17 protein-coding genes, 2 tRNA genes and 3 rRNA genes are annotated in these 26123 nt (G+C 66.2%); 16 read left to right on the top strand and 6 right to left on the bottom strand.

The window, feature by feature from the left end; genetic code table 11:
• The first annotated feature begins 389 nt into the window (after positions 1 to 389).
• From F0U63_RS30215 to F0U63_RS30180, 8 genes are all read left to right on the top strand, one after another.
• A 16S ribosomal RNA gene (locus F0U63_RS30215) occupies positions 390 to 1925 on the top strand.
• A 177-nt stretch (positions 1926 to 2102) separates the two neighbouring features.
• Positions 2103 to 2179 (top strand) — tRNA-Ile (locus F0U63_RS30210).
• Positions 2180 to 2244: 65 nt separating this feature from the next.
• Positions 2245 to 2317 (top strand) — tRNA-Ala (locus tag F0U63_RS30205).
• Between the two features lie 243 nt (positions 2318 to 2560).
• Positions 2561 to 5527, top strand: a 23S ribosomal RNA gene (locus tag F0U63_RS30200).
• Positions 5528 to 5690: 163 nt separating this feature from the next.
• Positions 5691 to 5807: ribosomal RNA gene (gene rrf / locus F0U63_RS30195) — 5S ribosomal RNA — on the top strand.
• Together the 16S, 23S and 5S rRNA genes with 2 tRNA genes alongside form the textbook arrangement of a ribosomal RNA operon.
• A gap of 318 nt (positions 5808 to 6125) precedes the next feature.
• Positions 6126 to 8879 (top strand): protein kinase, encoded by a 2754-nt coding sequence (locus tag F0U63_RS30190; protein WP_395835063.1) that lies wholly within the window; start codon positions 6126 to 6128, stop codon positions 8877 to 8879.
• Positions 8880 to 8976: 97 nt separating this feature from the next.
• Complete coding sequence (locus F0U63_RS30185) at positions 8977 to 10350, top strand: KamA family radical SAM protein (protein ID WP_395835061.1); 1374 nt, start codon at positions 8977 to 8979, stop codon at positions 10348 to 10350.
• On the top strand, positions 10350 to 11561 hold the full coding sequence (locus F0U63_RS30180; RefSeq protein WP_395835059.1) for a KamA family radical SAM protein: 1212 nt from the start codon (positions 10350 to 10352) through the stop codon (positions 11559 to 11561). The genes F0U63_RS30185 and F0U63_RS30180 overlap by 1 nt, the downstream gene beginning before the upstream one ends.
• 10 nt (positions 11562 to 11571) lie before the next feature.
• Here F0U63_RS30180 and F0U63_RS30175 read toward each other — a convergent pair whose 3' ends face one another.
• The 3 genes from F0U63_RS30175 to F0U63_RS30165 are packed head-to-tail and all read right to left on the bottom strand — an operon-like array spanning position 11572 to position 14184.
• Complete coding sequence (locus F0U63_RS30175; protein WP_395835057.1) at positions 11572 to 12123, bottom strand: hypothetical protein; 552 nt, start codon at positions 12121 to 12123, stop codon at positions 11572 to 11574.
• Positions 12124 to 12146: 23 nt separating this feature from the next.
• A complete protein-coding gene (locus F0U63_RS30170; protein ID WP_395835055.1) occupies positions 12147 to 12638 on the bottom strand; it encodes a PEGA domain-containing protein in 492 nt (163 codons plus the stop codon).
• A 25-nt stretch (positions 12639 to 12663) separates the two neighbouring features.
• Positions 12664 to 14184: a GspE/PulE family protein gene (locus F0U63_RS30165; RefSeq protein ID WP_395835053.1), complete on the bottom strand. Its 1521-nt coding sequence runs from the start codon at positions 14182 to 14184 to the stop codon at positions 12664 to 12666.
• Positions 14185 to 14336: 152 nt separating this feature from the next.
• On the opposite strand from F0U63_RS30165, the gene F0U63_RS30160 reads away from it, so the two are divergent.
• Complete coding sequence (locus tag F0U63_RS30160; RefSeq protein WP_395848450.1) at positions 14337 to 15485, top strand: MFS transporter; 1149 nt, start codon at positions 14337 to 14339, stop codon at positions 15483 to 15485.
• Between the two features lie 32 nt (positions 15486 to 15517).
• Here F0U63_RS30160 and F0U63_RS30155 read toward each other — a convergent pair whose 3' ends face one another.
• Entirely contained in the window at positions 15518 to 15892 is a 375-nt protein-coding gene (locus tag F0U63_RS30155; protein WP_395835051.1) for a hypothetical protein, read from the bottom strand.
• Between the two features lie 132 nt (positions 15893 to 16024).
• A complete protein-coding gene (locus F0U63_RS30150; protein WP_395835049.1) occupies positions 16025 to 16588 on the bottom strand; it encodes a hypothetical protein in 564 nt (187 codons plus the stop codon).
• A gap of 50 nt (positions 16589 to 16638) precedes the next feature.
• Between F0U63_RS30150 and F0U63_RS30145 the strand changes: the two genes are divergently transcribed.
• The 7 genes from F0U63_RS30145 to recJ all read left to right on the top strand — a co-directional run bounded on the left by F0U63_RS30145 (position 16639) and on the right by recJ (position 25589).
• A complete protein-coding gene (locus tag F0U63_RS30145; protein ID WP_395835047.1) occupies positions 16639 to 17745 on the top strand; it encodes a SpoIID/LytB domain-containing protein in 1107 nt (368 codons plus the stop codon).
• Between the two features lie 61 nt (positions 17746 to 17806).
• Positions 17807 to 18892, top strand: coding sequence for a tRNA preQ1(34) S-adenosylmethionine ribosyltransferase-isomerase QueA (gene queA / locus F0U63_RS30140; protein ID WP_395835045.1), 1086 nt, complete (start codon positions 17807 to 17809; stop codon positions 18890 to 18892).
• Positions 18893 to 18908: 16 nt separating this feature from the next.
• Positions 18909 to 20093: a tRNA guanosine(34) transglycosylase Tgt gene (gene tgt / locus F0U63_RS30135; protein ID WP_395835043.1), complete on the top strand. Its 1185-nt coding sequence runs from the start codon at positions 18909 to 18911 to the stop codon at positions 20091 to 20093.
• A gap of 202 nt (positions 20094 to 20295) precedes the next feature.
• A complete protein-coding gene (gene yajC / locus F0U63_RS30130) occupies positions 20296 to 20646 on the top strand; it encodes a preprotein translocase subunit YajC (RefSeq protein WP_395835041.1) in 351 nt (116 codons plus the stop codon).
• Positions 20646 to 22415, top strand: coding sequence for a protein translocase subunit SecD (secD, locus tag F0U63_RS30125; RefSeq protein WP_395835039.1), 1770 nt, complete (start codon positions 20646 to 20648; stop codon positions 22413 to 22415). The genes yajC and secD overlap by 1 nt, the downstream gene beginning before the upstream one ends.
• Positions 22416 to 22439: 24 nt before the next feature.
• On the top strand, positions 22440 to 23612 hold the full coding sequence (gene secF, locus F0U63_RS30120; RefSeq protein WP_395835037.1) for a protein translocase subunit SecF: 1173 nt from the start codon (positions 22440 to 22442) through the stop codon (positions 23610 to 23612).
• 270 nt (positions 23613 to 23882) lie between these two features.
• The gene (gene recJ / locus F0U63_RS30115) at positions 23883 to 25589 is read left to right on the top strand and encodes a single-stranded-DNA-specific exonuclease RecJ (RefSeq protein WP_395848449.1); all 1707 of its coding nucleotides are present in this window, start codon (positions 23883 to 23885) and stop codon (positions 25587 to 25589) included.
• Here the strand turns inward: recJ and F0U63_RS30110 are convergent, their stop codons facing one another.
• Complete coding sequence (locus tag F0U63_RS30110) at positions 25590 to 26042, bottom strand: SitI3 family protein (RefSeq protein WP_395835035.1); 453 nt, start codon at positions 26040 to 26042, stop codon at positions 25590 to 25592. It abuts the gene before it with no gap.
• Positions 26043 to 26123: the final 81 nt, after the last annotated feature.

The raw sequence follows: 26123 nt of genomic DNA, 5'->3' as shown, positions 1-26123 counted from the left end.
GTTGACACGAGGAGCGGAAAGGCAGTAGGTTCCGCACCCCCGACGAAAGAGAAAAGCAGCTCTCCTTCGCGGTGAACCGAAAAAGCGAGGCGGCAACGGCCGCTTGACAGCGAAAACGGTTCAGAATACAACAGCCGCCCCGCTGGTTGAAAGCGGTGAAGCTGAGAAACACGGTAGCACAGCAGGACAGCCGGAAGCAAGCGGCTCGGTCTTTGAAAACCAGATAGCAAACCCAAAGAAGACAGATTGCGGAAACCGCAGTCAATTCTTGAGACGGGTTCCGCAGCGAGTCGGCGTGAGTCGATTGGCAGGAGCCCTGATGAACACAGCGAAGTCAGGTAACCCCTTAGCCGGGACCTGGCCTAGCCGGTTCAACCCTTCAAAAAATTCAATTGGAGAGTTTGATCCTGGCTCAGAACGAACGCTGGCGGCGTGCCTAACACATGCAAGTCGAGCGCGAATGGAGCAATCCTAGTAGAGCGGCGCACGGGTGCGTAACACGTGGATAATCTGCCTGGGTGTCTGGGATAACCAGTCGAAAGATTGGCTAATACCGGATAAGCCCCCGGGAGCTTCGGCTCTTGAGGGAAAAGGTGGCCTCTGTATACAAGCTATCACATCCAGATGAGTCCGCGGCCCATCAGCTAGTTGGCGGGGTAATGGCCCACCAAGGCGACGACGGGTAGCTGGTCTGAGAGGACGATCAGCCACACTGGAACTGAGACACGGTCCAGACTCCTACGGGAGGCAGCAGTGGGGAATTTTGCGCAATGGGCGAAAGCCTGACGCAGCAACGCCGCGTGTGTGATGAAGGTCTTTGGATTGTAAAGCACTTTCGACCGGGACGAAAACCCGTTGGCTAACATCCAACGGCTTGACGGTACCGGGAGAAGAAGCACCGGCTAACTCTGTGCCAGCAGCCGCGGTAATACAGAGGGTGCAAGCGTTGTTCGGAATTATTGGGCGTAAAGCGCGTGTAGGCGGCTTTGCAAGTCGGATGTGAAAGCCCTCGGCTCAACCGAGGAAGTGCGTTCGAAACTGCAGAGCTTGAGTACCGGAGAGGGTGGCGGAATTCCCCAAGTAGAGGTGAAATTCGTAGATATGGGGAGGAACACCGGTGGCGAAGGCGGCCACCTGGACGGTCACTGACGCTGAGACGCGAAAGCGTGGGTAGCAAACAGGATTAGATACCCTGGTAGTCCACGCCGTAAACGATGAGAACTAGGTGTCGTGGGTGTTGACCCCCGCGGTGCCGTAGCTAACGCATTAAGTTCTCCGCCTGGGAAGTACGGTCGCAAGACTAAAACTCAAAGGAATTGACGGGGGCCCGCACAAGCGGTGGAGCATGTGGTTTAATTCGACGCAACGCGCAGAACCTTACCTGGTCTTGACATCCTCGGAATGCCTCAGAGATGAGGCGGTGCCCGCAAGGGAACCGAGAGACAGGTGCTGCATGGCTGTCGTCAGCTCGTGTCGTGAGATGTTGGGTTAAGTCCCGCAACGAGCGCAACCCTCGCCTTTAGTTGCCGCGCAAGCGGATCTCTAGAGGGACTGCCGGTGTTAAACCGGAGGAAGGTGGGGATGACGTCAAGTCCTCATGGCCTTTATGACCAGGGCTACACACGTGCTACAATGGCCGGTACAAAGCGTTGCCAACTCGCGAGAGGGAGCTAATCGCATAAAACCGGTCTCAGTTCAGATTGGAGTCTGCAACTCGACTCCATGAAGGCGGAATCGCTAGTAATCGCAGATCAGCACGCTGCGGTGAATACGTTCCCGGGCCTTGTACACACCGCCCGTCACACCATGGGAGTCGATTGCTCCAGAAGTCATCTCACCAAGAGGTGCCCAAGGAGTGGTCGGTAACTGGGGTGAAGTCGTAACAAGGTAGCCGTAGGGGAACCTGCGGCTGGATCACCTCCTTTCTAAGGAGACCGGGTGCACGGTCGACGCTTCGGCGCGACAGGGTGCACCAGCGGCGCAAGCCGCCATAGGTCAACCAGGTCAACGTTTCTGCAACTGTCGAGGGTTTGCTGTCTGGTTTTGAGAGGCCGAGCGAAGAGGCTCGGTTCTTTGAAAGAGACGGTAGCTGGAAATCCACTGGGCCTATAGCTCAGCTGGCTAGAGCGCGCGCCTGATAAGCGCGAGGTCGGTGGTTCAAGTCCACCTAGGCCCACCAGTTTCCCACCGGGGAGATTGGGGACGCGACGACAGCCGGCAGGTGGAGGGACAGCGACACATTCAGGGGCTGTAGCTCAGTTGGGAGAGCGCCAGCTTTGCAAGCTGGATGTCGTCGGTTCGATCCCGTCCAGCTCCACAGTTTTCCGACACGCGTCGGAGACGTTCTTTGACAAGTTCATACGAAGGGTAGAAATCAATTTCTGCTGAGAAGTTCTCAGCGTCGATTGAGGTGACAGCCCGGCTGCGATAGCGGCCTGGCGGTGACACGACGACGCATCAAGTGAATTCTTTCGGGTCCGCGGCGAAGAGCCGGGGCCTGGACCTTGGTCTCGAGTTTCAATGCAACCCGCCGGGAGGCGGGCTGATGAGGGATTAAGGTAAGTAAGCTACTAAGGGCGTGCGGTGGATGCCTAGGTGCCAAGAGGCGATGAAGGACGTGGGTGGCTGCGAAAAGCTCCGGGGAGTTGCCAACCGAACGTTGAGCCGGAGATGTCCGAATGGGGAAACCCAGTGAGGTGAAAGCCTCATTACCTCAGTCTGAATCCATAGGGCTGAAGGAGCGAACCAGGGGAAGTGAAACATCTCAGTACCCTGAGGAGAAGAAAACAACGAGTGATTCCCAGAGTAGCGGCGAGCGAAATGGGAGGAGCCTAAACCGGTGTCATGAAAATGGCATCGGGGTTGCGGGTCCGCGGTAGGACTCTGGTTTGTTAGCGGAACCATCTGGAAAGGTGGACCAAAGGGCGTGACAGTCGCGTACGCGAAAACGAACTGGAGCCGAGCGGGGTACCCAAGTAGGGCGGGACACGTGCAATCCTGCCTGAATCCGCCGGGACCATCCGGTAAGGCTAAATACTCCTTGGCGACCGATAGTGAACTAGTACCGCGAGGGAAAGGTGAAAAGAACCCCAGTGAGGGGAGTCCAAAGAACCTGAAACCGCATGTCTACAAGCAGTCCGAGCACTACGGGGCAACCCAGTGCGAGGGCGTACCTTTTGCATCATGATTCGGCGACTTAATGTACGTAGCGAGGCTAAGCCGATAGGTGGAGCCGGAGCGAAAGCGAGTCCGAAACGGGCGACACAGTTGCGTGCATTATAACCCGAAGCGGGGTGATCTACACATGGCCAGGTTGAAGTGAGGGTAACACCTCATGGAGGACCGAACTCATGAAAGTTGAAAATTTCTGGGATGAGCTGTGTGTAGGGGTGAAAGGCCAATCAAACTCCGTGATAGCTGGTTCTCCCCGAAAGATATTTAGGTATCGTCTCGAGTAATTCAATGCTGGAGGTAGAGCACTGGAACGGCTAGGGGTCTCACCAGATTACCAAACCGTACCAAACTCCGAATGCCAGCAATTGTTAGCTCGGGAAGCAGTCAGTGGGTGATAACGTCCATTGGCAAGAGGGGAATAACCCAGACCGACAGCTAAGGCCCCCAAGTCTAGTCTAAGTGAACACTAGAAAGGATGTGGCAAGTCATTGACAACCAGGAGGTTGGCTTAGAAGCAGCCATCCTTTAAAGAAAGCGTAATAGCTCACTGGTCGAGACAGGCCGCGCCGAAAATGTAACGGGGCTCAAGACTAGCGCCGAAGCTTCGGATTGCATGCACCCGGTGCATGCAGTGGTAGGGGAGCGTTGCAACAGCTGAGAAGCTAGACCGCAAGGGCTGGTGGAGCGGTTGCGAGTGCTGATGCCGAAATGAGTAGCGATAAAGGGGGTGGGAAACCCCCTCGCCGTAAACCCAAGGTTTCCTGGGTCAAGTTAATCTTCCCAGGGTTAGCCGGGACCTAAGCCGAGGCCGAAAGGCGTAGGTGATGGCAAGCAGGTTAATATTCCTGCGCCATCTTGTAGACGTTGAACCGAGGAAGGACGGAGAAAGCTAGGCGAGCTGACCGGTGGTTGTGTCAGTCCAAAGGCGTAGGGGTGTCGCGTACGAATAAAGGCGCGGCAGCTATCCCCGAGACCCCATGGCCCCCCTCACGGGGCAAGTCGCTGATGCTCGGCTTCCAAGAAAAGTTCCGCGGGGAGTCTACAGGGTGTCCGTACCGCAAACCGACACAGGTGGGTGAGGAGAAAATCCTAAGGCGCTTGAGAGAACTCTCCTCCAAGGAACTAGGCAAATTTCCACCGTAACTTCGGAAGAAGGTGGGCCTCTGACAGGTGTAGGCGTACAGCCGAAGCCGAGAGAGGTTGCAGAGAAATGGCGGTAGCGACTGTTTACCAAAAACACAGGACTCTGCGAAGGCAAGAAGCCGACGTATAGGGTCTGACTCCTGCCCGGTGCTGGAAGGTTAAGGGGATTCGTCAGCCGCAAGGTGAAGCGATGATCCGAAGCCCCAGTAAACGGCGGCCGTAACTATAACGGTCCTAAGGTAGCGAAATTCCTTGTCGGGTAAGTTCCGACCTGCACGAATGGAGTAACGACTTCCGCGCTGTCTCGGAGAGGGACTCAGCGAAATTGAAATAGCTGTGCCGATGCAGTTTACCCGCAGCAAGACGGAAAGACCCCGTGAACCTTTACTACAACTTGACAGTGACACTAGGGTTCGACTGTGTAGGATAGGTGGGAGCCTTTGAAGCCGGGCCGCTAGGTTCGGTGGAGGCAACGGTGAAATACCACCCTGTCGGATTCTGGTGTCTAACCATGCTCCCTCACCGGGAGTTGGAACACTGTCTGGTGGGTAGTTTGACTGGGGCGGTCGCCTCCCAAAACGTAACGGAGGCGCGCGATGGTTCCCTCAGCCCGATTGGAAACCGGGCGGCGAGTGCAATGGCATAAGGGAGCTTGACTGCGAGACGGACACGTCGAGCAGGTGCGAAAGCAGGTCATAGTGATCCGGTGGTCCTGAATGGAAGGGCCATCGCTCAACGGATAAAAGGTACTCCGGGGATAACAGGCTTATCTCCCCCAAGAGTTCACATCGACGGGGAGGTTTGGCACCTCGATGTCGGCTCATCGCATCCTGGGGCTGGAGCAGGTCCCAAGGGTTTGGCTGTTCGCCAATTAAAGCGGTACGCGAGCTGGGTTCAAAACGTCGTGAGACAGTTTGGTCCCTATCTGCTGTGGGCGTAGGATACTTGAGAGGCTCTGACCTTAGTACGAGAGGACCGGGTTGGAGACACCGCTGGTGTACCAGTTGTCTCGCCAGAGGCATCGCTGGGTAGCCATGTGTCGATTGGATAACCGCTGAAAGCATCTAAGCGGGAAACCGACCTCAAGAACAGGTATCCCGGGCGCAAGCCCCCGAAGACCCGTCGAAGACGACGACGTTGATAGGCCGGGTGTGTAAGCGCGGTAACGCGTTGAGCTAACCGGTACTAATAGGTCGAGAGGCTTACTTTACCTCAATCTCTCAGCAGCCCCACCTCAAGGGGGTGCACGAGACACGAGGCCAAGGTCGAGGCCCCGAGCGAGCGCGAGAGCGCGGCGCCGGGCCCGGAAGAAGGCACGAGAGCTTCGCAGTGGAAGTTGATTTCCCTACCCTTTGTATGAACTGTCCTGTTTTTCCGGTGGCAATGTCGGAGGGGTCCCACCCGTTCCCATCCCGAACACGGAAGTTAAGCCCTCCAGAGCCGATGGTACTCCGCGGGAAACCGCGCGGGAGAGTAGGTCGCTGCCGGATTTTTTTTGAAGGCCCCGAGTCCACACCCCTGGTGTCGACTCGGGGCCTTCGCCTTTGCGGGCTTCGGCAGACCCGACTTCTTCAGCTTCCTCTTTTGGGTCCCATTCTCCAGGCTTCTCGCTGGACGGCCTGGCGGGCCCAATCGCCGTCCGAGGCGAGCCGTCGGCGCCAAGTGGCTGGAACTCTTAGAGAATCGCCGTCGGGAGGAGTTTGACTCCCTCTTCGCGCTCCGTCTAAAGTCCCCGTCTCGTCCGTTTTTCACCCACCGTTTCCCCCTTCAACGGAGCAGTGGCCTCGCAGGGCGGGCGAAACCACGCAATGAAGAAGCCGACCCTATTTGGGAAGTACCTCCTCCTCGAGCGCATCAACGTTGGCGGCATGGCGGAGGTTTTCACGGCCAAGGCCTTCGGCGTCGAAGGGTTCGAGCGCATCCTCGCCATCAAGAAGATCCTCCCGACGATGGCGGAGGACGATGAGTTCATCACGATGTTCATCGACGAGGCGCGGATCAGCGTGCAGCTGAACCACGCCAACATCGTGCACATCCACGAGCTGGGCAAGCACGAGGACACCTACTTCATCGCCATGGAGTACGTGCCCGGGCGTGACCTGCGCACCATTCTCGAGCGCTACCGTCGGCGCAAGGAGATCATGCCCACGGCCCAGGCCGTCTTCCTGGCCTCGAAAATCTGCGAGGGCCTCGATTACGCGCACCGCAAGAAGGACGCCCGCGGCCAGGACCTGAACATCATCCACCGCGACATCTCTCCGCAGAACATCCTCATTTCGTACGAGGGAGAGGTGAAGCTCATCGACTTCGGTATCGCCAAGGCGGCGAACCGGTCGCAGAAGACGCAAGCCGGCATCCTCAAGGGGAAGTTCGGGTACATGAGCCCGGAGCAGGTCCGCGGCCTCCCCATCGACCGGCGCAGTGACATCTTCGCGGTGGGCGTCATCCTCTACGAGATGTTGACGGGAGAGCGGTTGTTCGTCGGTGAGTCCGACTTCTCCACCCTGGAGAAGGTGCGCAACGCCGAAGTGCCCGCTCCGCGGCAGTTCAACCCGAACATCCCCGCCGGACTCGAGAAGGTGTTGATGAAGGCCCTCTCCGGAGAGGCCGATACCCGGTACCAGTGGGGCTCGGACCTGCAGGAGGACCTGATGCGCTTCCTCCTCGCGGGCGATGCCATCTACTCGTCCAAGCACCTCTCGGCCTACATGAAGGAGGCCTTCGCCGAAGACATCCTGCGCGAAGCCGAGAAGATGGAGCGCTATGCCTCCATCGAGCGCCCAGAGCAGATCGAGGCCACCGGCGTCACCGGCGACATGTTGCGTGCTGCCCGCAAGCCGCAGGCGGGCCCCTCCCTGCCGGCGTCTACTCGTTCCGCGCCCTCCTCGGCTCCACCCTCCGCGCGCGCGGAGTATGAATCTCCGTCCGAGGAGGATGAGGAGCCACAGGACGAGGAGATTGGTGCGGGAGACAAAACGCAGATCGTCGATTCCTCCTCCTTTGTTTTTCGAGGACAGGAAGAACGAGAGAGCAAGCGGCCCGCCACCGTCCCCTCCGGGCCTTCGGATAGCGTGCTGGTCGATGACAGCCTGACGGGTGAAACGGCGTACATCGCCGATTCGGAATCCACGTTGGCGCCCTTGGCCCGCAACAGCGGCAAACCCCAGGTGGTCATCGGGGAGGGCGAAGGCTATGCCGGGGCGACGGTCATCGGCCCCGCGCCCACCTCCCGGCCGGAGCCGGAAGAGATGGAGGCCCCCAACGCCACCCGGGTGGGCCCTCCGGGCTCGCGCAGCACCATGTTGAGTCCGGCGCTCACGGGCGAGCGGCCACGGCTGGACGACGAGGATCCCGACACCTACGACGACCCGTCCGAGGATGAACGCACGGACGCCGGGAGAGATCCTCGGGAAGAGGAGATGACGGGACCCATTCACGTCCCGGAAATGGAGCAGGAGGAGCCGCCCGAGAAGGTCGCTCCACTCCCCAAGAAGACGCCCAAGCCCGCCGTCCAGAGCGGCCGGAAGCCGCCGCCCAAGGTGCTCATCGCCAGCGCCGCGGCCGCCGTTGTGCTGCTGCTCGTCGTTCTCGGGGCCGTGTTGTTCTCCGGACCCAGCACGGGCAGCTTGATGATCTCCGTTCAACCCCCGGGCGCCGAGGTCCAGATCGATGGGCAGGCCTACCCCCAGAACAAGGTCATTGAACTGCCGGAAGGCGTCCATTCGCTGACCGCGTCCTCCCCCGGCCACCTGTCGGCTGTTCAAGAAATTCGCGTCACCCCGGGACAGCAGCCTCAGCTCATCTCGCTCGTGCTGAAGCAGGAGCCCTCGGCGCCTGCCACTCCTCCCGCTGATGACCAGGCGGTGGCGGCCACGGGCACCGGGACTCCTTCCTCCAATCCTCCATCCGAGCCGCAGGCTCCCGCCTCCGCTCCGGGCGAAACCGTCGCGGGCACGGGGACCGGTACCACGGCGCCCCCGCCTGCCGCGGAGGAGCCGCCCAAGCCGGCTCTGTTCTCGGCGGTGTTCGTGGGGGAGCCGGGCGGCGCAGAGGTCGAGGTGGGTGGCAAGCGCGTGGGAAAGACGCCCGATGCCACGCTCGCCAATCTCACCGTGGGTAAGACCTACACCTTCGTGGCCACCCGTGCCGGCTACCAGTCCTACTCGGGTGAGTTCCGCTCCAATGGCGAAGAGCAGGTCAAGGTCTCCTTCGTCCTCAAGAAGGAGGAGCCTCCGCCCACGGTCGCCGAGCGTCCCTCGACGCCCAAGCCCGCCGTCGATCGCCCCGCGGCCAAGCCCGCCGCGGCGAAGGTCGCCGCCGCCAAGCCCCAGGCCGTCGCCAAGGGCAAGCTCGCTTGCAGCTCGCGTCCGCTCGGCGCCCAGATCTGGGTGGATGGCAAGTACTCGGGCCGCGATACTCCCGCCGCGCTCGGCAACCCCCTCGTGCTTCCCGTGGGCAGCCATACCATCGTCTTCAAGCTCGGCTCCCAACAGAGCAAGCCCCAGAAGGTGAACATCACCGAAGGGGACATGGCCAAGCTCGTCAACGTGCAGCTCGAGTAGCCTCTCCTGGCAGGCGCTCCCTCCAGTGTTCTCCCCTGGAGGGGGGTCCTCCGCGCCCCCTGTTTCCCGGCCTTGGTTCCGCTAAGGTAAGACCATCATGACGACGACGCCCATTCGCGGAAAGGCCGCCTCGGCCGGCCCCGCTCAGCAGCCTTTCTCCTATCCGCTTCGCCGTGAGTTCGTGGAGCCCGATTGGAAGCGCCTGCCCGGGTACAAGGACGTGACCCAGGCCGAATGGGAAAGCTCCGTCTGGCAGCGCAAGCACACCGTCAAGAACCTCAAGGAACTCCAGGCCGTCCTCGGCTCCCACCTGCCGCAGGAGCTCCTGGCCAGCCTGGAGCGCGATCAGCGTGAGCGCGCGACGATGTCCATCCTCGTGCCGCCCCAGATGATCAACACGATGGATGAGACGGACCTGTGGAACGATCCGGTCCGCCGCTACATGCTGCCCGCCTTCGACGACCGGCACCCCGACTGGCCCAACCACCCCAAGGCCAGCCGCGACAGCCTCCACGAGGCGGAGATGTGGGCCGTCGAGGGTCTCACCCATCGCTACCCCACCAAGGTGCTGGCGGAGATGCTCCCCACCTGCCCCCAGTACTGCGGCCACTGCACCCGCATGGACCTGGTGGGCAATGACGTGCCCCAGGTCCAGAAGCACCGCTTCCACCTCGGCCAGAAGGAACGCTACGAGCAGATGCTCGACTACCTGCGCCGCACTCCCACCGTGCGCGACGTGGTCGTCAGTGGCGGCGACATCGCCAACCTGCCCATCCAGGCGCTCGAGCCCTTCGTCAGCGCCCTGCTCGACATCCCCAACATCCGGGACATCCGCCTGGCCAGCAAGGGCCTCATGGCCATCCCCCAGCACTTCCTCCAGGACTCCGTCCTCCAGGGCCTGGAGCGCCTCGCCAAGAAGGCCAACGAGCGCGGCGTGGACCTCGCGCTCCACACCCACGTCAACAACGCACGCCAGCTCACCCCGCTGGTCGGCAAGGCCGTGCGCAAGCTGCTCGACATGGGCTTCCGCGACGTGCGCAACCAGGGCGTGCTCCTGCGCGGCATCAACGGCACCCCCAAGGAGCTGCTCGAGCTGTGCTTCACCCTGCTCGATCACGCGAAGATCCTGCCGTACTACTTCTACATGTGCGACATGATCCCCAACTCGGAGCACTGGCGGCTGAGCGTGGCCGAGGCCCAGCAGCTCCAGCACGACATCATGGGCTACATGCCCGGCTTCGCCACCCCGCGCATCGTGTGTGACGTGCCCTTCGTGGGCAAGCGCTGGGTCCATCAGGTCGCCGAGTACGACCGCGAGCGCGGCATCTCGTACTGGACCAAGAACTACCGCACCGGCATCGAAGGAGATGACGCCGCGGCGCTCACCCGCAAGTACGAGTACTTCGATCCCATCTACACGCTGCCCGAGTCCGGACAGCAGTGGTGGCGTGATCAGGCCCAGGCGGCGTGATGTCCTCCTCGCTCCCGCCCTCCAAGGGCGCTCCCGCGCGGCCCGCCTCCCAGGCCGGCCGCGCGGTGCTGTTTCCCGAGGCCACCGACGCGCAGTGGGCCGACTGGCGCTGGCACCAGCGCAACGCCGTGCGCAACCTCGCGCAGCTCGAGAAGGTCATCCCCCTCACGCCCGATGAGCGCGCCGGCGTGCAGGAAACCTCCTCGCTCTTCCGCGTGGGCATCAGCCCCTACTACCTGTCGCTCATCGACCGGGACCATCCCCTCTGTCCCATCCGCATGCAGTCCATCCCCGTGCGCGCCGAGGCCCGCGTGCGCCCCGGGGAGCTCGCGGATCCGCTCGGCGAGGACAAGACCCGGCCCGAGGAGGCCATCGTCCACAAGTACCCGGACCGCGTCCTCTTCCTCGCGCTCGACACCTGCTCCGTCTACTGCCGCCACTGCACCCGCCGCCGCATCACCAAGGGCGGCGAGGCGGAGCTCTCCAAGGAGCAGATGCGGCGCGGCATCGAGTACATCCGCCGCCACCCCGAGGTGCGCGACGTGCTCATCTCCGGCGGAGATCCCTTCCTCCTCACCGAGGAGCGACTCGAGGAGTTGCTCGCGCCCCTGTACGACATCCCCCACGTGGAGATGGTGCGCATCGGCACGCGCGTGCCCGTGTGTCTGCCCATGCGCGTCACCGACTCGCTCGCCCGGCTGCTGCGCCGCTACGCCCCCGTCTACGTCGTCACCCACTTCAACCATCCGAAGGAAGTGACTCCCGAGGCGCGCGAGGCCTGCGAGCGGCTCGTGGACCATGGCGTCCCCGTGGAGAACCAGGCCGTGCTCATGCGGCGGCTCAACTCGGACGCGCGCATCATCCAGGAGCTGTCCCACGCGCTGCTGCGCATCCGCGTGCGCCCCTACTACCTCCACCAGATGGATGTGGCCGAGGGCTGCGAGCACCTGCGCACCCCCATCGCCAAGGGCGTGGAGATCCTCCAGCAGCTGCGCGGCCATACCTCCGGACTCGCCGTGCCCCACCTCGCCGTGGACCTGCCCGGCGGCGGCGGCAAGGTGACGCTCCAGCCGGACTACGTGGTGGAGCGCGGCGCGCACGAGACCGTGTTCCGCAACTACAAGGGCGAGCGCTACGTCTACCCCGAGCCGGAAGAGCTCGACTGCTCCTGCCCCTACGACGCCGTGTGGCGCGAGCGGCGCTGGGGGTAGGGCAGGGCGCTCACGGCTCCCCGGCCGGCACCGGTTCGCCCTCGGGCGCTCCGGCCTCGTCCACGGCGGGCATTTCCCCTCCCTCGATCGGCACCTGCTCCTCCGAGGGCAGCCCCGGCTCCACGATGGGCATGGCGCCCTCCGCGCCCTCCTGCTCCACCTGTTGGTCGCTCCCCCAGCCCCGCTCGATCGGAATCTCCCCGGGCGACGACGCCTCCGCGCCCTGCTTGCGCGCTTCCAGCGCCTTCTCCGCGGCATCCACCTGGGCGTTCTGCTTCGGCCCCATCCGGGCCGTCTGCCGCGCGTAGTCCTTGTTCGACACGCCGTGCTTGTCCAGCACCCCCTGCAGGGCCTGCTGCTGCTCCTCGATGATCTGCCGGCGCTCGGCGGTGTTCATCTCGGAGGACTTCTTGCCTCCATGCGCCGCGTTCACCTTCTCCAGCGCTTCCTTCTCGTCACGGCGGATGCGCGCGAGCTTCTCGGGCGGGAGATCCTCCGCGAGCGCGAGCACGGGCACGCTCAGCCAGGTGGACAGCAGCAGGACACTCAGACGGCGGGACATGGAAACTCCTGATCGAACGGGGCTCACCGCTTACCAGCGCTCCCCCGGGTGCTCTGTTTCAGCCGGGCCTTCACCTTGACCATCTCATCCCGGGGGCAGGTCGTCCGGTGGGTCGTGCTCTCGAAGCCACGCCGGGAGAACGTGATGACCACCGGTTCGCCCGGCTCGCATTCGAGTCCCACCATGACCGGGGTTTCCCCCTGATCCTTGCCATTGACCTCGACGGTGGCTTCCTCGGGCTGGGACTCGAGCGAGAGGATGGCCCCCTCGAAGGCGGAGCGCGACTCCTGGATGGGATTGTCGGTGGGCGCCACCTCCCCTTTCACTTCCTCCCTGGCCTCCGTCTCCTCGTCCTCGGAGGTGATGGGCGTCAGGGTGATGTCGCGCGGCCCGGTGCGCACCTCTCCTCGAACGAGGGGCAGGATCAGCAATCCGGCGGCGGCCATCGCGCACAAGGCGGAGCCGAACTTCAACACCGCGGCGACCTTCTGGCTGGCGTGCTCCTGTTGGCTCACGGGTTCTTCCTCCCCAGTCCCGGCTTCATCCGACCACCCGGAAGACTTCCTTCAGCGTCGTGGCGCCGGCGTGCACGCGCTCCAGACCCGCCGCGAGCAGGGACACCATGCCCTCCTTCACCGCCATGTCATGGGTCTGGGAGGTGGGCACCTTGGTGTTGATGCACTCGCGAATGGTCGGAGTCACACGGAGGACCTCGTAGAGCGCGGTGCGTCCCAGGAAGCCCGAGTCCCCACAGCGCTCGCAGCCCGTGGACCCATAGAAAGGACCCGAGGTGGGCAGGCCCGCCGCGTGCAACCGCGCCACCTCCTCGTGCTCCGGTTGGAAGGGCACGCGGCAGTGGGGGCACAGCGAGCGCACGAGCCGCTGCGAGATGCTGGCCACCGAGGCGGACGCGAGCAGGAAGGGCTCGACGCCCATCTCGATGAGCCGGTTGAAGACGCCCGCCGCCGAGTTCGCATGCACCGTCGTCAACAGCAGGTGTCCGCTCAGCCCGGCCTGGATCGCCGTGCGCGCCGTCTCCGCGTCCCGGATCTCTCCCACCATGATGACGTTGGGATCCTGGCGCAGCACCGAGCGCAGCCCTTGCGCGAAGGTGAAGCCCTGCTCGGTGTTCACCTGCGTCTGGGAGAAGAGCGGGACGTCGTACTCGATCGGATCCTCGATGGTGGCGATCCGCGTCATGTCGCCGCGCGTCTCCTTGATGTAGCCGAGCGAGGCGTACAGCGTCGTCGTCTTGCCACTGCCGGTGGCGCCAGCGACGAAGATGACGCCCTGGGGCAGATCGAGCACGCGCTGGAACGGCGCGAGCAACGGCTGGGGAAAGCCCAGGTTGGACAGCCGGGGCAGCCGCACGCTGCTGCGCGCGATGCGCAGGGCCACCGACTCCCCGTGGTTGGTGGGCAACAAGGACACCCGGATGTCCGCGGGGCCCTCGGGGGTTTGAATGGAGAAGTGGCCGTCCTGGGGCCGATCCGTCCGGAAGAGCACCACCTTGGAGAGCACCTTCAAGCGGTTGATGAGGCGTGGGTGGTTCTCCCGGGAGAGCATCATCACCTCCTCGAGCACGCCGTGGACGCGGAAGGCGATGCGCGTGCCCATCTCCAGCGGGTGCACGTGCACGTCGCTGGCTCCCACCCGGATGGCCCCATCGAGCAGGCTATCCACGAAGGCGATCATGTCGGGCTCGGCGCGCAGCACGTAGCGGCGCAGCGTGGCGTTCAGCTCGGCGAGCAGCTCGCGCACGGCGACCGCCACCTCCGCGTTCACCACCTCCAGCGGCGACAGGACCGGGCGTTGCTCGCGGGCCTGGGCCGAGCGGAGGCTCCGGCGCTCCAGCCACCCTCCGCCCACGCCCAGCACCAGCGACAGGCCCAGCAATCCCAGCGGAAGGGTGGAGCGTTCGCGCAGGTGTCCACCCAGCGCCTGGAGGGTCGTCATGTCCCGTGTGGGGTTCTTCACCAGCCAGAGGCTCAGCCCGCCGGCGAGAATCAGCAGCGAGACCACCCAGATGCCTCGCGAGAGGGTGCGCAGGAAGTCGGTCATTCGTGCGCCCAGCCTAGCAAGGCGGAGCAGGAGCGTCGCGGTGGTGTCTACCTCACGGAGCGCTTTCCTCCCGCTTGTGCGGCAACGGGGTGGCTTGTAGAGGCCCGTCCGTGGACTCTTCCTCTCGCCTGCGCCCGGGCCTCGTCTGGTTGATGGCCCTCGCCTCGGGCCTCGCGGTCGCCAACCTCTACTACCACCAGCCCCTGCTCGGAGACATCGGCCGGACGTTCCAGGCCTCGGATCGGGCGGTGGGCCTCGTCGCCACGGTGTCCCAGGTGGGCTACGCCCTGGGGCTGTTGCTCATCGTCCCCCTTGGGGACAGCCTCGAGCGGCGCCGCGTCATCGTCCTCATGACGCTGCTGGTGGGTCTCGCGCTGACGGGCGTGGCCCTGGCCCCCAACCTGCCCACGTTGGTGCTCGCCAGCGGCCTGGTGGGCGTGACCACGGTGGTGCCCCAGTTGCTCGTGCCCTTCGCCGCGCACCTGGCCGCCCCGGAGCAGCGCGGACGCGTGGTGGGGCAGGTGATGAGCGGCTTGCTCATCGGCATCCTCCTGTCGCGCACGGCGGCGGGCCTCGTTGGCGTGCAGTTCGGCTGGCGCTCCATGTTCTGGTTCGCCGCGGGCTTGATGCTGGTGCTCGCCGGGGGGCTGCGGCTCACGCTCCCCCATCAGCCCGCGAGCACCTCCTGGTCCTACCCGGCCTTGTTGCGCTCGCTGGTGGTGCTGGTGCGCGAGGAGCCCGTGCTCCGGCTCCACTCCCTGCTGGGCGCGCTCACCTTCGGGGCCTTCAGCGCCTTCTGGAGCACGCTGGCGCTCCACCTGCACGCCCTGCCTCAGCACTACGGTGCGCGCGTGGCGGGGCTGTTCGGCGTCGTGGGCGTGGCCGGAGCCATCGCCGCGCCCCTGGTGGGCCGCTACAGCGACACCCGCGGGGATCGCCGCATCAACGCCTTCTCCCTGGGCGTCCTGCTCGTCTCCTTCGTCGTGCTCGGCGTGGCGGGCCAGTGGCTGTGGGGCATCGCCCTGGGCGTCATCCTGTTGGACCTGGGCGCCCAGGCCAACCACATCTCCAACCAGGCGCGCGTCTACGCCCTCCGCCCCGAGGCCCGCAGCCGCCTCAACACCGTCTACATGGTGACGTACTTCGTGGGCGGGGCGCTCGGTGCCTGGCTGGGCAGTCTGGCCTGGAGCAACCTGGGGTGGACAGGCGTGTGCGCCGTGGGCGGGTTGCTGCCGCTCGTGGGCTTGCTGATCCTGGGGGCCGCCGCTCCACCGCGCCAGGTGGAGCAGCCCCGGGCGTAGGGCTCGGCCTGGGCTCCCTCGTCCCTCGCCAGTCACTGGGCTCGGCGTGACGTGTCGCCCTGGTCCTGCCCGGTGTTCGTCGCTCCGCCGCTGCCCTGGGTTCCCGTACCCTGGGTGCCCGTGCCCGGTGTCGGCGTGCCGCTTCCCTGGACGTCGCCGGTGTCCGTGCTTCCCGCGCCCACTCCGCCGCCGCCCGTCCCGCCCCGCGAGCTGTCCTCCGGCTTCGGCAGGTTGTCGTGGCCCCTGGCTCCCGAGCCTCCCGTTCCTTGCTGCTTTGTCGCGTCACCAGCGCCGCCCGTTCCCTGTCCCTTCGGGGCCGAGCTCTCGTAGTGATCGGCTCTGCACCCCGCGGTCAGCAGCAGGGCCGCCGTCATGGCGCCAACGAGCGCCACCTTGATTTGCCTCATGGTCGTCTCTCCCTCCCCATATGGGGATGTCCCTTCAAGGGGGAAGCTGGGCGCTGCCGGGAAGGACGACATCACCCCGGGAAACACGCGTCCTCCCGGTGGGTCGCTCACGTGGGAAGGGAGTTGCGGCGCTCAGCGCTGGATCGAAGGCGGAGGATTGGGACGCTTCGGCGGTTCCTCCACGGGGCGGGTGAAGTACAGCCAGGCCGTGAGCGCCAGCAGTGCGAGCACCGCCAGGCGCCGCAGCAAGTCCTCCCGCCGTCTCCTGGGGGAGTCCTCCTCCTCGCGCTCGGCGGCCTGGAGCGCTTGCGTCACCTCGTCGCCCTGTGCGCGCATCCGCCGGCACAGCGCCAGCGTCGCCGCCAGGGCAGGAGGCACTCCCCCGGTGTCCTGCTCGAGCGCCCCAGCCAGGGCCCGTGCCCAGACATCCTCTTCCGCGTCGTTCTCCGGTGGCCGGCAGGGCACGGACGCCGCCCGGGACAACCCCAGCGCCGCGCGCAGGAAGTGGACGGAGAAGGCCTCCGGGGAGATGCCGTAGAAGGCCGCGCTCTCCTCCTGGGAGCGGCCCTGGGTCAGCCGCGTGAGCAGGAAGGCGGCCTCCCGGTAGGGCAGGGCTCGGAGCGCCGCGAGCAGTTGCGCGGTCGAGAAATGGGAGGCGTCGGGGGCAGGGGACACGGGCGCGGCATTCTCCGACATCCGGCGGCTGATTTCTTGAGCCGTGATCAGCCCCCCCTACACTGGCGTCCATGTGGCGACCTGTTGCACTGATGCTGCTCCTGCTCGTGCCCCTGCGCGCGCCCGCCGTGGAGACCATGCGCATCGCCATGGGTGACGCCCAGGGCGAGGTGCGCGTGAGTGGCAAGGGCCTGTCCTTCGGCTCCGATACCGAGGACGCCTCCTTCACTCCCCTCCAGCAGGACGGGGTCGTCGTGCGGCGGCGGGGCTCGCGCCTGGAGCTCAACGGGGCGCCCGTCATCGGCTCCGCGGTGCGCTTCCGCGCCGGAGTGGAGTCGTCGGACGCGGGCACGCCGGGCGACTCGGCCATCCGCGCCGGGGACATGGAGGTGCGCGGCGACGTCGTGGTGCGCCTGTACAAGGACGGGCTCCAGCTCATCAACGTCATCGCCCTGGAGGACTACCTCGCCGCCGTGCTCGGCAGCGAGATGCCCGTGTCCTTCCCCCCCGAGGCCCTCAAGGCCCAGGCCGTGGCGGCCCGCACCTACGCCCTGCAGAAGAAGCTGGAGACCTACGGCGCCCCCTTCCACATGGGCAGCAGCGTGCTCCACCAGGTGTATGGCGGACTCAACCGGGAGGATGCCCGCACCCGCGCGGCCGTGGAGGCCACCCGCGGAGAGGTGTTGACGTACGAGCTCGCCCCCATTGAAGCCTACTTCCATGCCTCCTGTGGCGGCCGCACCGAGTCCGGCTGGGATTCGCTCCAGCGGGACCTGCCCTACCTGAAGGCCGTGGACTGCCCGTGTGGCCGCCTGCCCGCCAGCCGCTGGAGCGCCACCGTCTCCGATGCCGAGCTGCGTGCCGCCCTGGGCCAGTCCACCGAGGGCTTCCGGGTGACGAGCCGCACGTCCACGCACCGGGTGAACCGGGTCAGCGCGGCCGGCGGGGCCTCGGTCGATGGGGTCCAGTTCCGGCGCAAGCTCGGCTACACGAAGCTCAAGAGCCTGGACTTCGACGTGGAGCACACCCAGGGCAAGTGGCACTTCACCGGCCGTGGCTATGGCCATGGGGCGGGCCTCTGCCAGTGGGGGGCCAAGGCGCTGGCCGACAGCGGCAAGTCCTACCGGGACATCCTCCTGCACTACTACCCGGAGACCGAGCTGCAGCAGCTCTACTGAAGCTCCGCCGACACATCCCGTTTCGTCCGAGGCGCCCGGGCTGTTACAAGCGGCTCCCGCCGTGTCCTCCCTGCTCTCCGATTACGACTTCGCGCTCCCCGAGGCGCAGATCGCCCAGGCCCCCCTGGCCGCCCGGGATGCCTCGCGCCTCATGGTGGTGAGCCGCGCCTCGGGCGCGTGGAGCCACCGCCACTTCGCCGAGCTGCCCGAGCTGCTGCGCGAGGGCGATCTGCTCGTGGTCAACGACGCCCGCGTCATCCCCGCCCGGCTGCTGGGCTCCAAGGTGGGCACGGGCGGCCGGGTCGAGCTGCTCGTGGTGCGTCCCGCCGCCGCCACGCTCACCTCCCAGGCGCTTGGCGGTGCCCCCGAGGCGCTCGAGTGGATCTGCCTCGGCCAGGCATCCAAGGGCCTCAAGCCCGGGGCACGCGTGTCCTTCGCCGGTGGCCTGGAGGCCGAGGTGCTGGAGGCGCTCGGGGGAGGGGAGTACCGGGTGCGCTTCCATGCGGCGCCGGGCGCGTCGCTCGCGCGGCTGCTGGACACGGCGGGCCGCCTGCCGCTGCCCCCCTACATCACCCGGCCTCCCGAGGACGCCGACGCCGAGCGCTACCAGACGGTGTACGCGCGGGCCTCGGGCGCCGTGGCCGCGCCCACCGCGGGGCTGCACTTCACCGAGGCCACCTTCGCGGCGCTCGCCGCCCGGGGCATCCAGCGGGTGGAGGTGACGCTGGACGTGGGGCCCGGCACCTTCCTGCCCGTGCGCGAGGAGAACCTGGAGAAGCACCACATGCACCCGGAGCGCTACACCGTCCCCGAGGCCACCGCCCGGGCGGTGAACGCCGCCAAGGCCGAGGGCCGCCGGGTGGTGGCGGTGGGCACCACGGTGGTGCGCACGCTGGAGTCGGCGTGGGATGCCGCGGCCGGAGGGCTGCGCGAGGGTCCGGGAGAGACGTCCATCTTCATCCGCCCCGGCTTCACCTTCCGCGCGGTGGACGTGCTCATCACCAACTTCCACCTGCCGCGCTCCACTTTGGTGGTGCTGGTGAGCGCGCTGCTCGGGCGCGAGCGCACCCTGGCGGCCTACCGGGAGGCGGTCGCCGCCGGCTACCGGTTCTTCTCGTACGGCGACGCGATGTTGGTGACGGAGTAGGGAGACGACAGACGCCATGGCAGAGCCGCGCAAGGAGAAGGGGGACACCCGGGTCGCACCGGGTCTGGTGCGCTACGAGCTGTTGCACGAGGACGCCTCGGGCACCCGCGCGCGCCGGGGACGGCTGCACACACCGCACGGCCCCGTGGAGACGCCCATCTTCATGCCCGTGGGCACCGTGGGCAGCGTCAAGGGCGTGGGGCCGGATGATCTGCTCACGCTCGACGCGCAGATCATCCTCGGCAACACCTACCACCTGATGCTCCGGCCGGGAGACGACCTGGTGGGGCACATGGGGGGCCTGCACCGCTTCATCTCCTGGGAGAGGCCCATGCTCACCGACAGCGGGGGCTTCCAGGTGTTCAGCCTCTCGGAGAAGCGGAAGATCACCGAGGAGGGCGCCGCCTTCCAGTCCCACCTGGACGGGCGCCACCTGATGCTCTCACCCGAGCGCTCCATCGAGATCCAGGAGACGCTCGGCGCGGACATCATCATGGCGTTCGACGAGTGCCCGCCGTCCACCGAGAGCCGGGCCTACCTGGAGAAGTCCCTGGCGCGCACCACGCGCTGGCTGCACCGGTGCGTGAAGGCCTGGAGCCGCGAGCGCTCCTCGCTCTTCGGCATCGTCCAGGGCGGGTTGGATCAGGAGCTGCGCAAGCGGCACACCGAGGAGGTGTGCGCGGTGGACCTGCCAGGCTACGCGCTCGGGGGCTACGCGGTGGGTGAGACGCCCGAGGCCATGTACGAGGGGGTGGCGTACTCCGCGCCGCTGCTGCCCCGGGACAAGCCGCGCTACCTCATGGGGGTGGGCACGCCCGTGGACCTGGTCACCTGCGTGGAGCACGGGGTGGACATGTTCGACTGCGTGCTGCCCACGCGCTGCGCGCGCAACGGCCTGCTCTTCACCTCCGAGGGCAAGCTCGTCATCCGCAACGCCACCTGGGCGAGGGACGAGCGGCCGGCGGACCCGGCGTGCTCCTGCTACACCTGCCGCAACTTCAGCCGGGCCTACCTGCGCCACCTCTTCGTGGCGGGGGAGATCCTGGCCATGCGGCTCAACAGCCTGCACAACCTGCACTACTTCCTCACCCTCATGAAGCAGGTGCGCGAGGCCATCGCCCAGGACCGCTACGCCCAGTTCGCCCGGGACTTCCGGGAGCGGGCCCGGGCCCAGGAGACCGAGCGGACTCGGACGAAGTAGGGCCCCGGGAGGCCGCCGGGAAGGGCGCCCCTGGCCGCCTGCCCGACGAGAATGACGCGGGGCGGAAGTGTCCGGTTTCCTCGGTTTGCTTGCCGGGGGCGTGGGGCTGCTGCTAAGAGGCCCCCCTTTCGGACTTATTCGCCGACCGTGAAAATCAGGGGCGGCGACCCGGTACAAATTTCATCCAGCGACGAGGCGGTTCGTGGCAGACAGCATTCCAATCCTGGCTCAGGCGGCGGGCGGTCCCAGCGGGATGATGAACATCGTCTTCATCATCGGGCTGTTCGCCATCATGTACTTCGTGATGATCCGCCCGCAGCAGAAGCAGCTCAAGAAGCACCAGGAGCTCATCTCCAGCCTGAAGAAGGGCGATGAGGTCGTCACCCAGGGTGGCCTCATCGGGCGCATCCAGAACGTTCTGGAGCGCGAGGTGACGCTCGAGGTGGCCAGCGGAACGCGCATCCGCGTGCTCAAGACGTCGGTGGCCGGGCGCTATGCGGTTCCCGAGGCGGCCGGGGCGACCAAGGCCGAGGACAAGAAGGAGGAGAAGTAATGGATCGCGGCTGGTATTGGAGGCTGAGCCTGGTCATTGGCGTCACGCTGGTGACCCTGTGGCTCCTGATGCCCTCCTATTATTCCTTGTTCAAGGTGGACCGGAGCGAGCGCAACAACCTGGCGGCCATCGAGAAGGCCATGCCCAGCTGGGCGCCTCCCGCCAAGTACCGCATCAACCTGGGGCTCGACCTGCAGGGCGGCATCCACATGGTGATGCGTGTGGACACCAAGACGGCCCTGGAGAAGCGCACCGAGCGCCGGGGCGATCAGATCGCCCGCTACATCAACGAGAAGCAGCTGGGCCAGGTGACGGTGAACACGGACGTGGAGCGGCTGCAGCTCACGTTGACCGCGCAGGACCCCGCCACCATGGACGCCATCGAGAAGGAGGTGCTCGCCACCTTCACCGACTTCACGCGCGTGTCGCGTGACGGCGCCAACCTGGTGCTCACGCCGGACGAGGGCCAGGTCAACCGCTTCCGTGACGAGTCCGTGGATCAGGCGATGCTCGTCATCCGCCGCCGCATCGACAAGTGGGGCGTGGCCGAGGTGGACGTGCGCAAGCTGGGCACGGACGCCATCCAGATCTCCCTGCCGGGCCGCAATGATCCCGAGCAGGCCAAGGAGCTGGTGGGCACCACGGCGCAGCTGGAGTTCCACATGGTGGACGACACCACGGACTTCTTCCGCGAGCACTACCAGAAGACGCCTCCGCCCGAGGGCAGCAACATCACCCTCACCACCGCCGACGGCTTCCCCCAGCTCCAGGGCCCCAACCGCGAGGCGCTCCTGGCGTACGTGAAGGACGCGACGCCCCAGGGCCGCGTGGTGATGCTCGAGTGCATCGCCAGCGCGACGCGCAAGGGCGTGTGCGACAGCTACCGCACCTACCTGCTGGAGAAGGAAGCGCCGCTGACGGGCGAGAGCCTCACCGGCGCGGACGCCTCGCTCAGCCAGCTCAACGAGCCCGAGGTGAACATCAGCTTCGACGCCGCCGGGGCGCGCCAGTTCGAGGAGCTCACCGACAAGGGCGTGGGCCGGCGCATGGCCATCGTCCTGGACGACTACGTGCAGTCGGCGCCGCGCATCAACGAGCGCATCGGCGGTGGCCGGGCGCGCATCACCATGGGCCGCGCGGGAGGCCGTCCGCTGGAGCAGTGGCTGGCGGACGCCCAGACGCTGGCGCTGGCGCTCAAGGCGGGCGCGCTGCCCGCGCCGGTGACCACGGGCGAAATCCGCCAGGTGGGCGCCTCGCTGGGTGACGAGCTCATCCGCAAGGGCAGCCTCGCCGCGGCGGTGGGCGTGCTGTGCGTCATCGTCTTCATGGGGCTGTACTACCGCGCCTCGGGCCTCATCGCGGACGTGGCCCTGCTGCTCAACGGCCTGCTCATCCTCGGGGGCATGGCGCTCTTCAACGCCACGCTCACGCTGCCGGGCCTCGCGGCCTTCGTGCTCACGCTGGGCATCGCGGTGGACGCCAACGTGCTCATCAACGAGCGCATCCGCGAGGAGCTCAGCCACGGCAAGACGGCACGCGCCGCGGTGGACCAGGGCTATGACCGCGCCTTCTGGACCATCTTCGACGCCCACGTCACCGCGATCGTCGCCGGCCTCATCCTCTTCTTCACCGGTACGGGCCCGGTGCGCGGCTTCGCCACCACGATGATCATCGGCCTGCTGGCGTCGCTCTTCACGTCCATCCTCGTGACGCGCGTCATCATGACCTACTTCGTCCACGGCCGGAACGCCCAGACGGTGTCCGTCTAGGCAGCACCTCGGGGTACAGCCGACATGCAGATCCTCAAGAACAAGACGAACATCGACTTCATCGGCAAGCGCAAGCCGGCCCTCTTCATCTCCACGGCGATCAACCTGATCATCCTCGTGGGCATCGCCGTGGTGGGCTTCAACTTCGGCGTGGACTTCGCTGGCGGTACGGTGGTGGAGGTGCAGTTCAACCACCCCGTCTCCGCGAGCGAGGTGCGCCAGCGCGTCGAGTCCACCGGGCAGCTCCATGACGTGTCCGTGCAGAGCATCGGCTCGGCGTCGGAGAACTCGTTCCTCGTGCGCCTGGGCGGCGTGACGCAGCTGACCGAGGAGGGCGCGGCCAAGGCGAGCCAGGCCATCCAGTCGCTCGGGCAGATCGATCCCAAGGCCATCCGCGTGGACCTGGCCAACGGCATCATCAACCTGCGCTCCAAGCAGCCGTTGGACGTGGCGCAGATCGAGAAGACCGTGGAGGGCACCGGCACCGGCGTGGAAGAGGTGCGCGACATCGGCCAGGCGCAGTCCGGTGACTACGACTACCAGGTGGTGGCCAGCGGCATGGCGGACCGCATCCGCGGCGCGCTGATGCAGGGCCAGGCCGCCGACAAGCCGGACTTCGAGATGCGCCGCACCGAGTACGTGGGTCCGCAGGTGGGCAAGCAGCTGCGCAACCGCGGCATCCAGGCGCTGCTCTTCTCCATGGTGGCCATCCTCATCTACGTGGCCTTCCGCTTCGACTTCAAGTTCGGCCCCGGCGCACTGCTCGCCATGGTGCACGACGTCATCATGGTGGCCGGCTTCTACCTGTTCAGCCGCGCCGAGTTCGGCCTCACCGCCATCGCCGCGCTGCTCACCATCGTGGGCTACTCGGTCAACGACACCATCGTCATCTACGACCGCATCCGCGAGGACATGGGCAAGTACAAGGGCAAGCCCCTGCCCGAGGTCATCAACATCGCCGTCAACGACACCCTGGTGCGCACCATCCTCACCTCGGGAACCACGTCGCTCTCGCTCGTCGGTCTGCTCATCTTCGGAGTGGGGGAGATCCGCGACTTCGCCTGGGCGATGCTGGTGGGCATCATCGTGGGCACCTATTCGTCCGTGTACATCGCCAGCCCCGTCACCATCTGGCTGGATGAGCGCGAGCACGCGCGCGGGAAGAAGACGGGCGTCAACCAGCCCACGACGGCCTGAGCTTCCCCGGACCGTCCAGGTAGCGCTCGCCGAGGCCCTCGGGCTCCGTGACTCCACGGACCCGCGGGCCTCGGGTGTTTCCAGGGCATGGGAGGCACCTCGCGCGAGCCCCGTGAAGGCGTGTCCTACCCCCCGGCGAGGGGAGGCGAGCAGGGGAGCGAGCAGCAGGTCAGATCAGTCTGGACAGACCCCCCAGGTAGAGTGATGAAGATTTCTGGCCTGGACGCTTCCACGGTAGGAGGCTCCGGAGCGGAGGTGACTGTGCGTTGGATGATGCCGGAAGTGCCCCAGGAGCAGGCGGCTTCACTGTCCGTGGAGCTGGGTCTCCATCCCCTGCCGGCGCGAATCCTCATCCACCGCGGACTGCGCACCCCCGAGGCCGCCTCCGCCTTCCTGTCCGACCGGCTGGCGGACCTGCCCGACCCCTACCGGATGAAGGGCATGGCCGCGGGCGTGGAGCGGCTCACCCGGGCGCTCCGGGAGAAGGAGCGCATCACCCTCTATGGCGACTATGACGTGGACGGCGTGTGCTCCACGTCGCTCATGGCCCTGTTCCTCCGGGAGCTGGGCGCCCGGCCCGCCACCTACATCCCCCACCGCATGGACGAGGGCTACGGCCTCAACCTCCAGGCGGTGGAGAAGATCGCCGCGGACGGCACGCGGGTGCTGGTGACGCTCGACTGCGGCATCACCTCCGTGGCGGAGATCGCCCGGGCGAAGGAGCTGGGGCTGGACGTGGTGGTGGTGGACCACCACACGGTGCCCCCCACGCTGCCCCCCGCGGTGGCCGTGCTCAACCCCCACCAGCCGGGCTGCGAGTACCCCACCAAGCACCTGTGCGCCGCCGGCGTGGCCTTCAACCTGTGCATGGGCCTGCGCAAGCGGCTGCGCGACGACGGCTTCTTCGCCACCCGCAAGGAGCCCAACCTCAAGGCGCTGATGGACCTGGTGGCCATGGCCACCGTGGCGGACGTGGTGCCACTCACCGGCGCCAACCGCATCCTCGTCCACCACGGCCTGCAGGCGCTGAGCGCGGGCCTGCGCCCCGGCGTCCGGGCCCTCAAGGAGGTGGCGGGGCTCGATGCGGACAGTCCCGTGTCCGCCGGGCAGGTGGGCTACCGTCTGGGCCCGCGCATCAACGCCGCGGGCCGGTTGCATGACGCCTCGCTGGGCTTGCAGCTGCTGTGCTCGGAGACGCTTGAGGCGGCCCGTCCGCTTGCCCAGGTGCTGGATCGGGCCAACGCCGAGCGCCAGGGCCTGGAGAGCAGCATCCTCACCGAGGCGCTCGCCCAGGCCGAGGAGCGCGCCGAGCAGAACGCCCGGGGCTTCGTGCTCTACGCGGACGGGTGGCACCCGGGCGTCATCGGCATCGTGGCCTCGCGCGTGGTGGAGCGCTTCCACCGGCCCACGGTCATGGTCGGGGTGAAGGACGGGGTGGGCAAGGGCTCGGCGCGCAGCATCGAGGGCTTCCACCTGTACGACGCGCTGAGCGGCTGCGCGGACCTGTTCGCCCGCTTCGGCGGCCACAAGCACGCCGCCGGGCTCACCATCGAGGGCAAGCACCTGCCCAGCTTCCGCGAGGCCTTCGAGCGCATCGCCCACCAGCGCCTGACGCCCGAGGATCTCATCCCCCGCTGCAAGGTGGACGCGGTGGTGGGGGTGTCGGAGCTGGACGAGAAGGCGGTGGAGGCGCTGCAGAAGCTCGGGCCCTTCGGGCAGGGCAACCCCGAGCCCGTGCTGGTGCTGCGCCGCCAGGTGGCGCGCCCGCGCGTGCTGCCGCACAAGACGGGCGGCTCGGGGCACCTCAAGCTGGCCCTGGTGGACGCACCCACTGTGGACGCCATCGGCTTCGGCATGGCGGACAAGCTGGCGCTGACCGAGGGTCCCGTGGACCTGGCCTTCCAGGCCGGCTTCGACACCTTCCGCGGCCAGCGCCGGCTGTCCCTCAAGCTCAAGGACTTGCGGATCGCCGCGTAGTTAGAGCAGTGGCGACGGCAAGGGACGCCATTCAAATGGAACGTCGAGTCGGCTGTTCAGCCAGTCTTTGTCTCGCCAATATCCAGACTCGGCATTGAAGACGAGCTGCCCGCCGAAGCGCTGAAACTCGGTTCGCTCTCCATTGAAGAGCAGGAGTGCGTCTTGCGATTCGTTCAGCAGCAGAAGGGACGCATCCAGCAGGAGCCGTCTGAATCCATCCCAGTCCGCATCATGCGCGCGGCGGAAACTGACTGTCAGTGTCGGAGTGAAATGGAATGCGGACTCGATGGTCGATTCCGTCCCACTTTCCGTGGCGCAGATCGAAACTGTGGCGTCGAACAAAAAGAACTTGTCTTCATTCCACGCCAGCCCAGCGAACCGTTCAGCCAGCTTCTTCATGGATTGCATGGGCTTCATGCGAGTGGATAGAAAAAGGTCGTAGTCCAGCGCCATGTCAGCCACCTCTCGGACGGTTCATCAGGGATAGCGCAGGATTATTCTTCCGCCTTTGACCACGATGAGGGGCGCCGCCGC

This window comes from Cystobacter fuscus, from assembly GCF_044360685.1.
GTDB lineage: Bacteria > Myxococcota > Myxococcia > Myxococcales > Myxococcaceae > Cystobacter > Cystobacter fuscus_C.
The sequence above is the reverse complement of the archived record's forward strand: the minus strand, read 5'-3'. Positions and strand labels throughout refer to the sequence as shown.

What these genes read in the sequence shown, in the direction of transcription:
- F0U63_RS30160 (WP_395848450.1), top strand. Translation starts at nt 14,337, where the DNA reads ATGGCCCTCGCCTCGGGCCTCGCGGTCGCCAACCTCTACTACCACCAG.
- secD (WP_395835039.1), top strand. Translation starts at nt 20,646, where the DNA reads ATGGATCGCGGCTGGTATTGGAGGCTGAGCCTGGTCATTGGCGTCACG.
- F0U63_RS30175 (WP_395835057.1), bottom strand. Translation starts at nt 12,123, where the DNA reads ATGTCCCGCCGTCTGAGTGTCCTGCTGCTGTCCACCTGGCTGAGCGTG.
- F0U63_RS30185 (WP_395835061.1), top strand. Translation starts at nt 8,977, where the DNA reads ATGACGACGACGCCCATTCGCGGAAAGGCCGCCTCGGCCGGCCCCGCT.
- F0U63_RS30190 (WP_395835063.1), top strand. Translation starts at nt 6,126, where the DNA reads ATGAAGAAGCCGACCCTATTTGGGAAGTACCTCCTCCTCGAGCGCATC.
- recJ (WP_395848449.1), top strand. Translation starts at nt 23,883, where the DNA reads ATGATGCCGGAAGTGCCCCAGGAGCAGGCGGCTTCACTGTCCGTGGAG.
- F0U63_RS30150 (WP_395835049.1), bottom strand. Translation starts at nt 16,588, where the DNA reads ATGTCGGAGAATGCCGCGCCCGTGTCCCCTGCCCCCGACGCCTCCCAT.
- F0U63_RS30165 (WP_395835053.1), bottom strand. Translation starts at nt 14,184, where the DNA reads ATGACCGACTTCCTGCGCACCCTCTCGCGAGGCATCTGGGTGGTCTCG.
- F0U63_RS30145 (WP_395835047.1), top strand. Translation starts at nt 16,639, where the DNA reads ATGTGGCGACCTGTTGCACTGATGCTGCTCCTGCTCGTGCCCCTGCGC.
- F0U63_RS30110 (WP_395835035.1), bottom strand. Translation starts at nt 26,042, where the DNA reads ATGGCGCTGGACTACGACCTTTTTCTATCCACTCGCATGAAGCCCATG.
- secF (WP_395835037.1), top strand. Translation starts at nt 22,440, where the DNA reads ATGCAGATCCTCAAGAACAAGACGAACATCGACTTCATCGGCAAGCGC.
- tgt (WP_395835043.1), top strand. Translation starts at nt 18,909, where the DNA reads ATGGCAGAGCCGCGCAAGGAGAAGGGGGACACCCGGGTCGCACCGGGT.
- F0U63_RS30155 (WP_395835051.1), bottom strand. Translation starts at nt 15,892, where the DNA reads ATGAGGCAAATCAAGGTGGCGCTCGTTGGCGCCATGACGGCGGCCCTG.
- F0U63_RS30180 (WP_395835059.1), top strand. Translation starts at nt 10,350, where the DNA reads ATGTCCTCCTCGCTCCCGCCCTCCAAGGGCGCTCCCGCGCGGCCCGCC.